Source organism: Acinetobacter sichuanensis (genome assembly GCF_003024515.2).
GTDB classification, from domain to species: Bacteria; Pseudomonadota; Gammaproteobacteria; order Pseudomonadales; family Moraxellaceae; genus Acinetobacter; species Acinetobacter sichuanensis.
In genome coordinates, this window is record NZ_PYIX02000004.1 from 87,343 (window position 1) to 101,869 (window position 14,527).

Annotated in this window: 11 protein-coding genes; 9 read left to right on the forward strand and 2 right to left on the reverse strand. The window is 37.5% G+C overall.

Annotated features, from left to right (window positions below):
- Nucleotides 1–57: 57 nt before the first annotated feature.
- The 4 genes from C9E89_RS04320 to C9E89_RS04335 all read left to right on the forward strand — a co-directional run bounded on the left by C9E89_RS04320 (nucleotide 58) and on the right by C9E89_RS04335 (nucleotide 3,023).
- A complete protein-coding gene (locus C9E89_RS04320) occupies nucleotides 58–714 on the forward strand; it encodes a hypothetical protein (protein ID WP_107008358.1) in 657 nt (218 codons plus the stop codon).
- Nucleotides 715–1,410: 696 nt separating this feature from the next.
- Entirely contained in the window at nucleotides 1,411–1,701 is a 291-nt protein-coding gene (locus tag C9E89_RS04325; RefSeq protein WP_171405074.1) for a hypothetical protein, read from the forward strand.
- Nucleotides 1,702–1,784: 83 nt separating this feature from the next.
- Nucleotides 1,785–2,282 (forward strand): hypothetical protein, encoded by a 498-nt coding sequence (locus tag C9E89_RS04330; RefSeq protein ID WP_107008090.1) that lies wholly within the window; start codon nucleotides 1,785–1,787, stop codon nucleotides 2,280–2,282.
- Between the two features lie 144 nt (nucleotides 2,283–2,426).
- Complete coding sequence (locus C9E89_RS04335; RefSeq protein WP_107008085.1) at nucleotides 2,427–3,023, forward strand: recombinase family protein; 597 nt, start codon at nucleotides 2,427–2,429, stop codon at nucleotides 3,021–3,023.
- 532 nt (nucleotides 3,024–3,555) lie between these two features.
- Here C9E89_RS04335 and C9E89_RS04340 read toward each other — a convergent pair.
- Nucleotides 3,556–5,787 (reverse strand): NADP-dependent isocitrate dehydrogenase, encoded by a 2,232-nt coding sequence (locus C9E89_RS04340; RefSeq protein WP_107008084.1) that lies wholly within the window; start codon nucleotides 5,785–5,787, stop codon nucleotides 3,556–3,558.
- A gap of 1,028 nt (nucleotides 5,788–6,815) precedes the next feature.
- Here C9E89_RS04340 and C9E89_RS04345 point away from each other — a divergent pair.
- The 5 genes from C9E89_RS04345 to C9E89_RS04365 all read left to right on the forward strand — a co-directional run bounded on the left by C9E89_RS04345 (nucleotide 6,816) and on the right by C9E89_RS04365 (nucleotide 13,682).
- Complete coding sequence (locus C9E89_RS04345) at nucleotides 6,816–8,090, forward strand: sensor histidine kinase (RefSeq protein ID WP_107008083.1); 1,275 nt, start codon at nucleotides 6,816–6,818, stop codon at nucleotides 8,088–8,090.
- Nucleotides 8,091–8,189: 99 nt separating this feature from the next.
- A complete protein-coding gene (gene glnE / locus C9E89_RS04350) occupies nucleotides 8,190–10,940 on the forward strand; it encodes a bifunctional [glutamate--ammonia ligase]-adenylyl-L-tyrosine phosphorylase/[glutamate--ammonia-ligase] adenylyltransferase (protein ID WP_107008082.1) in 2,751 nt (916 codons plus the stop codon).
- 26 nt (nucleotides 10,941–10,966) lie between these two features.
- Nucleotides 10,967–11,893: a branched-chain amino acid transaminase gene (locus C9E89_RS04355; protein ID WP_107008081.1), complete on the forward strand. Its 927-nt coding sequence runs from the start codon at nucleotides 10,967–10,969 to the stop codon at nucleotides 11,891–11,893.
- Nucleotides 11,894–11,972: 79 nt separating this feature from the next.
- Entirely contained in the window at nucleotides 11,973–12,863 is an 891-nt protein-coding gene (locus C9E89_RS04360) for an ELM1/GtrOC1 family putative glycosyltransferase (RefSeq protein ID WP_107008080.1), read from the forward strand.
- Between the two features lie 12 nt (nucleotides 12,864–12,875).
- Entirely contained in the window at nucleotides 12,876–13,682 is an 807-nt protein-coding gene (locus C9E89_RS04365) for a polysaccharide deacetylase family protein (protein ID WP_107008089.1), read from the forward strand.
- A 13-nt stretch (nucleotides 13,683–13,695) separates the two neighbouring features.
- Here the strand turns inward: C9E89_RS04365 and C9E89_RS04370 are convergent, their stop codons facing one another.
- Complete coding sequence (locus C9E89_RS04370) at nucleotides 13,696–14,493, reverse strand: glycosyltransferase family 32 protein (RefSeq protein ID WP_107008079.1); 798 nt, start codon at nucleotides 14,491–14,493, stop codon at nucleotides 13,696–13,698.
- Nucleotides 14,494–14,527 lie beyond the last annotated feature (34 nt).

A 14,527-nucleotide genomic window follows, 5' to 3' on the forward strand; every position in this document is an offset into this window, starting at 1 on the left:
TTACAGGCTGTACGAGTGTTTAACGCCGTGCAGTCTTTTTATTGGTGATCTTAAATAATGAATATTGCACAGTTAATTAGCCAAGTTTTACAGCACTATGGCGCAAGTCTTGAGTTAATCAACAATCAAGTTTTACGCTTACATCATTCTGATGATATCCCCCAGCAAAGCACAGACCTTGTACGTAAATACAAACCACAGCTAATACGCCGTTTACGGCTTCAATCATGTTATGAGCTATTAGAGCATATCCAGCAAGAGGGTGTAGAAATAGAACTAATAGACAGCCAAACCGTGCGTTTACATCATGCAGAGCGCATCACAGATATTGAAATACAGAAAGTTAAGCAGTCTAAAGCAGAAATCATCGAAATACTAAGTAATGCAACTGCATCAAATGCCGAAAGACTGGATCAAGATATACAGCAAGAAGTGATGCAGACTTATTTTGATCGGCTGGAGCGACACCGTAGCAACTTGCGTAAAATTAATAATCCTGTAGAAAATGCCCTAGTAAAACCTGAGCATATACGGCAAGACCTGATACATAAATTTTTACTGAATCAAGAGCAAGCCCAGTATTTGATTAATGCCCTAATTGAGCAGAACATCTTTTATTACGACAGCAATTTTAGATTCTATTTATTCCCTAATTTTACCCATCCAGCGATGAAAGCTTTTCAGCACTACAATAGCTTTGCCCCAGCTCATTAAATCGATCAGATTTTGAATTTTCGCCGTAGGGTGGCAAGGGCGAGGATATTCATTCCGAATTTTTGGCACTGTTTTGTAATGTAGGTGAGAATCCTAGATAAGCCACAAATAGAAACTCATAAAATTTATTCAAAACTGCCAAAAGATAAATAATCTTGCCCTAATTGTCCCAATGTTTATTTACTTTAATCGAAATTGGAAATTTTTTTATACGTGAGAAAGAGGGGCGGTGTCCGCTTAAGGCGAATTGAGATATTTTTCATGCCCCCCTGACCCTAAAACGTACCCCATGTAACATGATTCAAAGGCTCAAAGTGTTACAGATAAATTTATATAAAACAGTCTTGTAACCTGTGTAACACTTGTAACACCTCAAAAATAATAGATATGTGTAGCAGAGTAGATATAACTATAATCAATTGAATGAAAACCAATTAAGATATTGATATATAAGTAATTTTATAAATAAAAGTAAGTTTATATATGTATGTGTATTCATCACTATTTAGATAGGTGAATTGAAAAATCTATATAAAACAGTCTTGTAACCTATGTAACACCTGTAACACATAGAAAATATAGATATTTAATTATTGGCAAAACCTACCATATTCTTAGTGTTTCTCTATTTTTGCACCAATATGAACCGCAAAAATGATACCCCCTCCCTCCGACTTTTGACCAAGAGAAAATTTCATGGGGGGACGGTCTTTTAAAGGGGCAGGCTGGCGACTTTTGACCCCATATCCCCCTTGCAATGTGAGTAGGTCCGACCATGCTTGTGGTCAGGTGGTCAGGTGGTCAGGTGGTCAGGTGGTCAGGTGGTCAGGTGGTCAGGTGGTCAGGTGGTCAGGTGGTCAGGTGGTCAGGTGGTCAGGTGGTCAGGTGGTCAGGTGGTCAGGTGATTGCATCACAGTCGAAAATTTTGGAAAGGTATTTCCCCTTGCCAAAGGGCACACCACGGCAAAACCATCAATGTGGTTTTAAGAGTGAACATAGGCAGTTACGGCAACAATCTTCATCGACTATACTTAATGATTATCCCTTATTTTCAAAGAAGAGCATTTGATATGGATGGACTTCAATTACTTATTGAACAACAAAATGAATTTGAAGCCTATAAAAGCGAGAAAGCTAGACAGTTGGAAGAGCATGTAAACCATCTAAAGTATTTGATTACAACAGAGTTCCTTTCTACCTGTCCCGATTTCGATCATGAGATTAAAGAAGATAATGTTTTATCCTTTAAGTACAAGGAATTAATCCTTTTAATTCAGATTGTTAATCCTATAACGGAGAAGCGTAATGAGAAAGAATATAATTTTGCTGAGCGTGCTACTAAAAGATTAAAAGTTAAAGTAACTATGAAAAGAAAAAAGGAAGCGCATCCAGAAATCTTTGAAATATTAGATGTAACTCAGTATAAAAAGAATGGACCTTACACATATAAATATGATGATAAGACCACTGAAGATTTTCTCGAATTACTTGATTTATTCTTTAAGTACTTTGTTGTTAAAAAAGTTGAATTCAATCAAAGTGAATTTACAGGGGGCTTTGGTTTGTAGACCTTTACCTATCATTAGACTATACCCAAAAGATAAATTGATAATTATCTATCACAAACTATCATTTAACTAATTTACTTTATTAAATGATAGTATTATCATAATTCTTATTAATTGATAGTTAAATGATAAAGGCTTGATGATATGACTATTCGTATTTATGTGAGAGCGAGCACCAAGGATCAGGATGCAGAAAGAGCGCTGAGTGATTTGATTGCATTCAGCCAAAGCTATGGCGATCAATACAGCACGTATATAGAAAACTATTCAGGTACTAAGCTTGAGCGTCCAGAATTAAGCAAATTACTATTGGAGGCAAACAAGGGCGACATTCTACTGGTGGAGAGTGTGGATAGATTAAGTAGATTATCCCAAGATGATTTTGCAACCCTAAAGGAAAAGATCAAGGCTAAGGGATTGCGTTTGATAGTTGCTGATCTGCCGACCACACACACAACCAATGACGGAATGACAGGCGAAATATTAAATGTGATTAATGCCATGCTGATTGATCTATTGGCAACAATGGCCAAGCTGGATAATGACAAACGCAAAGAACGTATCAAGCAAGGACTGGCTCGTTCAGGATATGTGCCTAGTGGAAAGAAAGCCAATACTGTAAAGCATGATCGTATTACTGAGCTTTTAAAGGCTGGCAATATGACTAAAGAGGAAATAGCCAAAGCTGTAGGCGTAGGAATTGCAACAGTATATAGAGTGGCTAAGGGGCAAAATAAGTAATAAGGATACGTTTAAGGATATAAATTTACAGATATGAATATAATTTATTTATATCAATATCTTATTGATATAACCGAGTCTGACCCTCGGACCAGATATATGGAAAAGCCTTCAAGCATATAAGACTTGGAGGCTTTTTTTATTGTCTAAAAAATTAAATTATATAATTTTTAATCCATATGCTTGAACTACTTTAGTTACATCATCCTCAGATGAAACGTATCTTTTATGGCTAAATAAAGTTCCATATTGATGAAGATAGACATTATTTTAAGGCTAAAAAAGATTTTAATCATAAGGAAAATAGAATGAAAAATATCACAATATTGGGTGTATGGACGCTAGTGCTGATATTTGCTGTGATTCATCCTGCACAGGCTTAAAACATCAGCAAAATTTGATCATTCAGCTATTTATTCAAAAATTTGGTTATAAGGTGCAAGAAGATTGAAAAAGCGTATAGCGTAAATAAAAAAACCGATGCCTTAGCATCGGTTTTTTATATCTCTGTATATTGAGATAAGTTTTTTACTTAAGCAGAAGCAAGTGCTGCATTAAGCGTTGCACTTGGGCGCATTACCGCATCAACTTTTGCTGTATCTACTGCGTAGTAACCACCGATATCAGCAGCTTTACCTTGCACTGCAGCAAGTTCAGCAACGATTTTATCTTCGTTGTCAGCAAGTGTTTTAGCAAGTGGTGCAAACTTCGCTTTAAGTTCAGCATCTTCATCTTGCGCAGCCAAAGCTTCAGCCCAGAATTTAGCAAGATAGAAATGGCTGCCACGGTTATCAAGTTCACCCGTACGACGTGATGGAGATTTATCGTTGTCGAGAAGTTTACCTGTTGCTTGGTCTAATGTTTTAGCAAGAAGTTTCGCTTTCGCGTTGTCTTCTTTAATGCCCATTTCTTCAAGAGAAACAGCAAGTGCTAAGAACTCACCTAAAGAATCCCAACGTAAGTGGTTTTCTTCTACCAATTGTTGTACGTGTTTAGGCGCAGAACCACCAGCACCAGTTTCGTACATACCACCACCCGCCATTAACGGAACGATCGACAACATTTTCGCAGAAGTACCCAACTCCATGATTGGGAACAAGTCTGTAAGGTAGTCACGTAAAATGTTACCCGTTACAGAAATTGTATCTAGACCACGCGCGACACGTTCAAGTGTATAACGCATTGCACGTACTTGAGACATGATTTGAATGTCTAAACCAGCAGTGTCGTGATCTTTCAAGTAAGTTTGAACTTTCTTGATCAATTCATTTTCGTGTGGACGGTACGGGTCTAACCAGAAGATAGCAGGCATGCCAGAGTTACGCGCACGCGTTACAGCAAGTTTTACCCAGTCACGGATTGGTGCGTCTTTCACCTGACACATACGCCAGATATCACCTTCCTCAACATTTTGAGACATCAACACTTCACCAGTTTCGATGTCAGTGATGTTTGCAACACCAGCAGCAGAAACTTCGAAAGTTTTGTCGTGTGAACCGTATTCTTCAGCTTTTTGCGCCATCAAACCAACGTTAGGTACAGTACCCATGGTACGTGGATCGAAGTTACCATTCCATTTACAGAAGTTGATCATTTCTTGGTAAATACGTGCAAATGTAGACTCAGGCATAACTGCTTTACAGTCGTAAGGTTTGCCGTCAGCACCCCACATTTTACCACCACCACGGATCATTGCAGGCATAGAAGCATCAACAATCACGTCATTTGGTGAATGGAAGTTTGTGATGCCTTTTGCAGAATCTACCATTGCCAAAGCAGGACGGTGTTCTTGACAAGCATGTAAATCTTCGATGATTTCTTCACGTAAAGATGTTGGTAAAGTTGCGATCTTTTCATAAAGACCCGCCATACCGTTGTTTACGTTAATGCCTAATTCAGCGAATAATTTAGCGTGTTTTTCAAACGCTTCTTTATAATAAATTTTCACACAGTGACCGAATACGATCGGGTGTGAAACTTTCATCATGGTTGCTTTAACGTGTAAAGAGAACAAAATGCCCGCTTCTTTACAATCATCTAATTCTTTTTCATAGAAGTCGCAAAGTGCTTTTTTGCTCATGAACATTGAGTCGATGATTTCGCCGTCTTGAAGCGCAACTTTTGGCTTAAGAACGATAGTTTCACCAGACTTAGTGATCAATTCCATTTTGACATTACGCGCACGATCCAAAGTCATTGACTTTTCGCCGTGATAAAAGTCACCTTCATCCATATGAGAAACGTGGGTTTGTGACCACTGTTTCCATTCATTCATAGAGTGTGGATGTTTTTTCGCGTAATTTTTTACAGCAGTTGGCGCACGGCGGTCAGAGTTACCTTCACGTAAAACTGGGTTTACAGCAGAGCCTAAGCATTTGCCATAACGTGCTTTGATTTCTTTCTCTTCATCAGTGGTTGGATTTTCTGGATAATCAGGAATCGCAAAACCTTTAGATTGAAGTTCTTTGATACATGCTGTTAATTGAGCAACAGATGCACTAATATTTGGAAGTTTGATGATATTTGTATCAGGATCTTGAGTAAGACGACCTAATTCTGCAAGGTTGTTCGGTAACTTTTGCTCATCTGTTAGGTAATCTGTAAATTCTGCAAGCACACGAGCAGCGACAGAGATATCTGTTTTTACAATCTCTACGCCAGCGGGCTTAGTAAAGGTCTCAATGATCGGTAGCAGCGAATAGGTCGCTAACAGTGGCGCCTCGTCGGTCAATGTGTAAATGATTGTTGACTTTCCACCAGCCATATATAGCCCCTTGCTTTAGATTATGTTTTTGAGGACCAAACTTTTGGTTCAGTCCCTACGAACCGATTTGCTTAAATAAAAACACTGAAAGTATCAAGGTTCATTGCATTGCAGTCAATGTACGATCGAGTGATAACGACATTTCGCTAGGAAATGATGCTAAAGCGATGTGATGAACCTTTTGTTAAAGATAATTTCTATCTTGGGTTTCACATATTCATTTCTTTCAATGATTGTCATCACGTTTTATTTCAGTGTTCTAGAGGGTTCAAATGAACAATCACTGTACTGTTTTGAAGCATGCGATGATCTACTAAAGTGACTGCATGGGCTTTTAAAAACTTAAAAGAGAATTTCGCAGACTTGCACATGCGTTATAACATTACAAGCATTGGTTATTTCAAACCTAGAACTCAAATCAAAACCTGTTAAACAACAAATTGTTAAGTTGTTTGTTAAGGTCGTGGTGATGTGGGTAGCGTTCTCATTTTATTTAAACAAAACGATGCACGGGGTATTTTAATGAAAAATGTGTTTTTAATCTACTGGTGAGCGGTGGTTATGAGCTTAAATAAGAATTATTGCTTTTTAAAAAAGATATGCGTTTAGTAAATTGAAAATAAATCATCATCGAAATAATAAGATAAATATAGATTATGAATAGATAATATGAATGGAAGTTTTTAAAATATACCGCTGTTTAACTTTAAAAAAAGCTCAGAGAAAAATAAATTTAAGTAAATAAAAAATTAAAATGTAATAAAATATATTTTATCTTCATTGAGTTATTTTTATTTTATCTTTTGGTTTTATTTAGGTGTTTAAAAGGAATTGTTTTAAATGAATTTTATATGCTTTTTAAAAATTATTTTTATTTAAGAAGTTGAAAAATACCTCATTAATATAACTCAATATTATTGACCAGTGACTATATAATTCGCTAAATATTGTTGTTATATTATAAAAGCGTAAAATCATGTAAAACATTGTAGGTCGTTATCTTTTTGTCATCTAAAAACGAGGCAGCCATGAGATTAAAGCTCTTAGAGATGGGTCAGGCTGACAAGCTGAGCGCATGTAAATTATCATTACTACTCGGCGTATTAAGTCAAGAAAACTCTGTTGAGCGGTTTTTAAAAATAGCAAGAAAATTACTAAATGTAGAAAATGCCATTATCTCATTTGCCAATGAACCTTATGTTTGGTATTCAAATCAATCTGAATTTAAAGCTTTTTTAGCAAGTCCAGATGCCAATTTGCATTTTTATTTTGCGGGTCATCAGAAAATAGACCCTACACATCCAAATTATGCGTCATTTTCACAGCATCTTATTGATATTGGTGTAGATCATCATCGAGTTATTTGTTTTGATATTCAAAAAAATGAGCAAGAATCACTGGGTAAAGTGACTTTTTTTGATGATAAAACAGAAAATTTTGATCAAGAAAATGATGTATTTGTGCAGGATTTTATTCAAGGGCTGATTAAAGTCATTGAAATGAACAGAGAACACGAAGAATTAAAAGACTTATATGAACAACAACTTGCATTAAATTTTAGTAAAACTAAATTTTTTCAGATTATTGCTCATGATTTAAGAGCACCATTTCACGGTTTGTTGGGTTTTTCAGAAGTATTAGCACAAGAGCGCGCAAGTTTAGATGAAGAAAGTGTGCATAATATTTCAGAATATTTATATGACACAGCTCAGTCTACATATAATTTATTAGAGAACTTATTAAATTGGGCAATGGCAGAAGGTGGACGTTTTGTTTATCATCCTATTAATTTTAAATTAAAACAAAGTTCTAAAATTGTTTTTGATGTTTTAAATAGTTTGGCTGTAAATAAAAATATTTTGTTAATTGATGATATTCCTGAAGAATTAAAAGTATGTGGCGATATTAATATGATTACGTCATTATTACAAAACTTGGTTTCTAATGCGCTTAAGTTTACCCATGTAGATGGTTCAGGGAAGGTGCGCATGTCTGCAAGAGAAATTTCAAACGGCATCGAAATTCTGATCCAAGATACAGGATTAGGTATGACAGATGCGCAAATAAAAAAGATTTTTGAGCCAGAAATTAATGCAAGTTTTAAAGGGACAGCAGGAGAAAAAGGGACAGGTTTGGGTTTGGTCTTATGTAAAAGATTTGTAGATTTAAACCATGGCGAAATTTCTGTGACTTCCCAACAAGGTAAAGGTACAACATTTAAAGTTGTATTACCCATCGCTAAAAACGCACATCAATCATTGATGAATGAACACGATAGTCCTAAAGAACGAGTGAAAGTTTAAAGCTCAATTTTACTTTGATTTCAAGCGAAAAATATTGACCACAAGAAGGCTGTAACTGATATAAAGATAAAAATAGATTAAGAAATATAGGCTTTTTCGATGAACGCTGAGCAATTGCAAAAAACTTTAGGTGCAAGTCAGTATGCAGAACAGGTTTTAAGTTTACATCAAGCAATTTTACAACAAGATTATGCCTTTGATGCATTTAAACAATCGTTATCAACGGCGCAATTACAGCATCTCGTTCAAGACACGTTAAAAAATTTACAAGAAGAAGCCGAGTGGATGAAAGCCATTCGTATTTTACGTGCTCGGTTGATGTTTCGTTGGATTTGGCAAGATGCTAATCAACTTACAGATGTTGTTACATTGACACGTGAACTTTCTGATTTTGCTGATGCGAGTATTAATGCAGCCAAAGATTTTGCAAGAATTCCATTAATTGCCAAGTATGGAGAGCCGATTGGCTACAATGGCAAAGAGCAAGATCTGATTGTGATTGCGATGGGTAAACTGGGTGCGCAAGAGCTGAATTTATCAAGTGATATTGACCTGATTTTTGCTTTTGATGAACAGGGAGAAACCAACGGTCGCAAATGCGTTGAAGTTCAGCAGTTTTGTATTCATTGGGGACAAAAGCTGATTTATTTGTTGGAGCATATTACCGCAGATGGTTTTGTATTTCGTGTCGATATGCGTTTACGCCCTTGGGGTGATGGTTCAGCACTGGCAATTAGTCACGTCGCATTAGAGAAATATCTCAGTCAGCATGGGCGTGAATGGGAGCGTTATGCATGGATTAAGGCGCGTATCGTGTCTGGTGGGAAAGAAGGGGATGAGCTGTTAGAAATGACGCGACCTTTTGTTTTTCGCAAATATGTAGATTACACCGCTTTTGAAGCGATGCGTGAAATGAAAGCCATGATCGAGCGTGAAGTTGCTCGTCGTAATATTGCAGATGATATTAAGCTAGGTGCAGGTGGAATCCGTGAAGTTGAATTTATTGTTCAAGTATTTCAACTCATTTATGGTGGTTCAAAATTAGAGTTGCAAGATCGTCAATGTTTAGTCAGCCTAAAACATTTGGGTGAAGTTGGGCTATTAGACCCTCAATCAGTTTTAGACCTTGAGGATGCTTATCTTTTCCTTCGTCGTGTTGAACATGCGATACAAGCTTTAAATGATCAACAAACCCAATCTTTACCTACAGAACCTGAACTACGCAAACGAATTTATCAGACTTTAGGTTTTGCAACATGGGAAGCATTTTTAGATTTTCTCAATCAAAAACGTAATAAAGTAATTTATCAATTTGAGCATTTGATTAAAGAAAAAGGTTATGACTCACCTGCTGAAAGTTTTAGTCAGCTCGAAAAAAAATTGGATGAAGTATTAGATGCTGATGCTAAAAATCTCGTACATGAGTTTTGGTTTGGGCATGCGATTAAAAAATTACCAGCAAAAGCGGTACAACGATTAAAAGAGTTTTGGCCACATTTGATTGAAGCGATTTTACAGTCAAATAAACCACAAGTGGCTTTGATGCGTCTCATGCCCTTAGTCGAATCGGTTATGCGCCGTACCGTGTATTTGGTGATGTTGATTGAAAGTAAAGGTGCATTGCAACGTCTTGTGAAAATGGCAACAGTAAGCCCTTGGATCTGTGAGGAATTGACGCATTATCCAGTATTGTTAGATGAATTTTTGTCTATGGATTTTGAATTGCCAAAACGCAAAGATCTGGAAGATTCATTACGTCAACAGTTACTCCGCATAGAAATTGATCAAGTTGAAGATCAAATGCGTGTCTTGCGTTTATTTAAAAAATCCAATGTCTTAACTGTTGCAGCAAGTGATGTGCTGGCGGAAAGTCCACTCATGAAAGTATCGGATGCCTTGACTGATATTGCCGAAGTATCTGTCATTGCAACTTTAAATTTGGCTTATCAAACTGTGGCGAAACGGCATGGTTATCCATTAGACGCAGAAGGGCAGCGTTGTTCACTTGATCACATGGCTTTTGTTGTTGCAGGCTATGGTAAATTGGGTGGAATTGAATTGGGTTATGGTTCGGACTTGGATTTGGTCTTTATTCATTATATGGATGAACAAACCGATACTGATGGTATGAAAGTCATTAGTGGTTTTGAGTTTGCTATGCGCGTTGCACAGAAATTTATGTCTTTAATGACCACACAGACACTCGATGGACGAGTTTATGAAGTTGATACTAGATTGCGTCCATCAGGTGAGGCGGGGCTTTTAGTGACGAGCCTAAAAGCTTTTGAACAATATCAATTAAAAAATGCATGGTTATGGGAGCATCAGGCGATTGTACGAGCGCGTTCTATCGCAGGTGAAGTCACCTTAAGAACCAAGTTTGAACAACTACGTTGTCGGATTTTGACTTTGCCCCGAGAAGAGGAAACTGTCCGCAGAGAAGTCTTGAACATGCGGCAAAAAATGAAAGATTATCTGGGTTCATCTAAAGAACAGAAAAAAGATGGAATTTTTCATTTAAAACAGGATGCAGGTGGTATCGTTGACATCGAATTTATGGCACAGTATGTTGTATTAGCCTGGAGTGGGACGAATCCTGATCTCGCCCATTATTCCGACAATGTACGAATCCTTGAAGATGCAGCCAAGGCAGGTTGCTTATCCAGTGACGATGTATCTGCATTGATTCAAGCCTATCTAAGCGAACGCGCCGAGAGCCATCGCCTTGCACTTGCCAATCATAATATGCAAGTCAATGCTGCGGATTGGCACGATACCCGAGAGGTCGTTTGTAAGTTATGGCAAAGATTAATTGATCCAACTGCGACTTTCGCATTGGAAAGTGAATAATTGTGTAAAAATTTGGAGTGTGCGCCATGAACTTGGCTGATCGTGATGGTTTTATTTGGCAAGATGGACAAATGGTTGACTGGCGTGAGGCGAAAGTCCACGTTTTAACTCATACATTACATTATAGTATGGGTGTGTTTGAAGGTGTCCGTGCCTATGAAACTCCAAATGGAACAGCAATTTTCCGTCTTCAGGACCATACTAAGCGTTTACTGAATTCTGCAAAAATTTATCAAATGAATGTTCCATTTGATCAAGCAACTTTAGAACAAGCTCAGATTGATGTTGTTCGTGAAAATAAATTCGCATCTTGCTATCTGCGACCAATCATTTTTATTGGTTCGGAAAAACTCGGTATTGCTGCAACAGATAACGCCATTCATGCAACAGTTGCTGCATGGGGTTGGGGTGCATATCTGGGTGAAGATGCGATGGCGAAGGGTATTCGTGTAAAAACCTCATCATTTACGCACCACCATCCAAACGTGACCATGTGTAAAGCAAAAGCTGCGGGTAACTATACTTTATCTATTCTTGCACACCAGGAAGTGGCAAAAGCAGGTTATGACGAAGCAATGCTCATGGATCCACAGGGTTATGTATGTCAGGGTTCTGGCGAAAACGTATTCTTGGTCAAAGATGGTGCATTACATACACCTGATATCGCAGGTGGTGCATTGGATGGGATTACCCGTCAAACGATTATTACCATTGCCAAAGATCTTGGTATTGAAGTGGTTGAGCGTCGTATTACACGTGATGAATTCTATATTGGTGATGAGGCGTTCTTCACAGGTACTGCTGCTGAAGTGACACCAATCCGTGAGTATGATGACCGTCAAATCGGTTGTGGTGCACGTGGTCCAATCACTGAAAAAATTCAAAAAGCATTCTTTGATGCAGTTCAGGGCAAAGACCCTAAATATGCGCATTGGTTGACTTACGTAAAATAAGTTGATCGGTTAAGATAAAAAGGCGGAACTTGGTTTCGCCTTTTTTTATGATTTTTATGGCAGTTAAATAAGGGTTTTCATGCATATTGTCTACGTCAGTGATGGAAAAGCAGGACATCGTTCACAGGCAATCGGCTTGTTTAAAGCGATGCAAAGACAATCTACGCAAGCTGTCACTTTTGAAGAGATCTCAATTGCGGAACTTGCGATTTTTCCTTTAATCATGGGAATAATGCAGCATAAAATTCCTCAGCTTCAACAAACACCAGATTATATCTTTGGAGTGGGAAGCCACACTCAATTCAGGGTTTTGTTATTAGGCAAAATCTATAAACAGGCAAAAACAGTCATTTTGATGAAGCCAAATTTTCCATTCTCATGGTTTGATTATGCTGTGATTCCTGAACATGATGGTGTGGCAGAACAGGGCAATGTGATTGTGAGCAGAGGCGCGCTGAATCCCATTGTGGATGAGCAACGGCATATTTCAGGTCGCATTTTGATTGCATTGGGTGGTTCATCAAAACGCCATACATGGAATGATCAAAAAGTTTTAACTGCAATTGAAAATATTGTTCAGCAAAATCCTCATGGCGATATCATTTTAACCACATCAAGACGTACACCCTCAGATTTTTTGAGTCAATTAAAGCAAAAAAAATATGCAGAAACATTGCAAATTTTTCCTGTAGAGCAAACACCACAAGGCTGGATTTTTGAGCAAATGCAACTGGCAGAAGCTGTTTGGGTGACAGAGGACAGTGTTTCAATGATTTTTGAGGCATTGACAGCAGGATGTAAAGTCGGGACGATTTTAATTGATCGCAGCAAGCAAGATCGAATCACGCAATCTATAGATCAGATTTTGACAGCGCATTTAATTTCCACTGCTGAAAACATTGCCGATTTACCACAAGCACAGACTTTTAAAGAAGCAGATCGTGTGGCAACATATCTTTTAGCAAAATAACTGGTCATGACCGTGATTTATATTCTCATTTTACTGTTGGTTTTAATGATTGCATTCAGCATGAAATATGCATGGTGGAAACCTGCTGTAGACTGGAAACGTCCGCGTGTTCTGATGTATCACATGGTACGTGAGCATATAGAGGGTGCGAAGTTCAATAAATTACGGGTCAAGCCTGCTGAGTTTGAAAAGCAAATCGCATGGATGAAAGCACAAGGTTTTCGTTTTGTGACCATGCAGGAATTACAGCAAAATTGGGGCAAACACCCTGAAAAAACGGTTGCCATTACCTTTGATGATGGCTATCTGGATAATCTGGAAAATGCCTATCCTATTTTAGAAAAATATCAAGCCAAAGCTACGATTTATGTGGTGGTTGATCGTCATGATCGTGATTGGTCTACTTATAAAAAAGCCCATCATAATAGTGGTGAATTGGCACGTGAGCCTAAACTTAATGATGAACAAGTCCGCTTTTTGGCACAAGGTGCTTTGGTTGAAATTGGTTCACATACCTTAACTCATGCCAATTTGGATAAATTGACGGATGAGCAGTGTCTGCATGAGTTACAGGACTCAAAAATACAACTGGAGCAACTGACTCAGCAAGCGGTGACAAGTTTTGCTTATCCCTTTGGAATCTATTCACAGCGTGATGTTGATTTGGCAAAACAGGCAGGTTATCACAATGCAGTCACCACCAAAGAAGGCATTGATGGTCTAAGCCCTGACTTTATGCAACTACAACGGATTAAAATCAGCGGTAAGGATTCAATGTTTGCAGTGAAGTTACGTTTGAAGTTAGGTAAACGAGCTTAATCTTACAAAGCAATTATTTATGCTGTTTAAAGGCTTTTCTTGGATGAAGTAAATAAAGCCATAATTTATAAAGTATTTGGTTAAATGTGTTGAGCTTAACCACAGGGTTGATTTGTAGGCGGTAGTGATTTTTATTCACCACAGTTGTATCTGCATTGATATAAATCAGCCCAAACTGACCAGCAAAACGTTCATAACGATATTTATATTGTTGTGTTTGAATTATTTTTTCAATAGCAATGGAGTAGGGCACAGGTCCTGTAGTGTTCAGTACACCTTTACGTCCCACATGATATTTCATTGGGGTATAGTCATGGATACGAAAACTAACTTCATCTATGACTGCTTTTAAAAATGGTGAATGTGGTTTTGCAATAATATTCCATTGTTGATATTCGCCATATTTTAAAAATTTTAGATGTTTGTTAATGCCATAACCTTGATACTGTTGTCCTTCTTCATTTTCCCAACCGCAAATAATAAACTCATCATCTGCACGTAAAATGTCATTAAAAGGCACAGCACATGAACTTTTTAAATCAAGATAAACTCCACCTTCTTGATACATGAGTAAATAACGAAAAAAATCAGAACGAGCAGCAGCATAATTCTCTTGGATCAATAAATAAGTATCTAATGTTTTTTGATCATAATATTGTTGAATATAGTCCACAATTTGTGTTTCATCATAAAGGCGATATTCCCAATCAGGATTACGTTCACGCAATTCAATCACTGATTTTTTGATATTATCAGGAATATTATCTTCACCTTGTAAATAAATCTGGTGAATCACTTTAGGAATGGACATGGAATATATTCTCGAACAGCTCATCAAATAAAAG

Coding starts and splice junctions, on each gene's coding strand:
- C9E89_RS04340 (WP_107008084.1), bottom strand. CDS start 5,787: ATGGCTGGTGGAAAGTCAACAATCATTTACACATTGACCGACGAGGCG.
- C9E89_RS04355 (WP_107008081.1), top strand. CDS start 10,967: ATGAACTTGGCTGATCGTGATGGTTTTATTTGGCAAGATGGACAAATG.
- C9E89_RS04345 (WP_107008083.1), top strand. CDS start 6,816: ATGAGATTAAAGCTCTTAGAGATGGGTCAGGCTGACAAGCTGAGCGCA.
- C9E89_RS04320 (WP_107008358.1), top strand. CDS start 58: ATGAATATTGCACAGTTAATTAGCCAAGTTTTACAGCACTATGGCGCA.
- C9E89_RS04325 (WP_171405074.1), top strand. CDS start 1,411: ATGGGGGGACGGTCTTTTAAAGGGGCAGGCTGGCGACTTTTGACCCCA.
- C9E89_RS04335 (WP_107008085.1), top strand. CDS start 2,427: ATGACTATTCGTATTTATGTGAGAGCGAGCACCAAGGATCAGGATGCA.
- glnE (WP_107008082.1), top strand. CDS start 8,190: ATGAACGCTGAGCAATTGCAAAAAACTTTAGGTGCAAGTCAGTATGCA.
- C9E89_RS04330 (WP_107008090.1), top strand. CDS start 1,785: ATGGATGGACTTCAATTACTTATTGAACAACAAAATGAATTTGAAGCC.
- C9E89_RS04360 (WP_107008080.1), top strand. CDS start 11,973: ATGCATATTGTCTACGTCAGTGATGGAAAAGCAGGACATCGTTCACAG.
- C9E89_RS04370 (WP_107008079.1), bottom strand. CDS start 14,493: ATGTCCATTCCTAAAGTGATTCACCAGATTTATTTACAAGGTGAAGAT.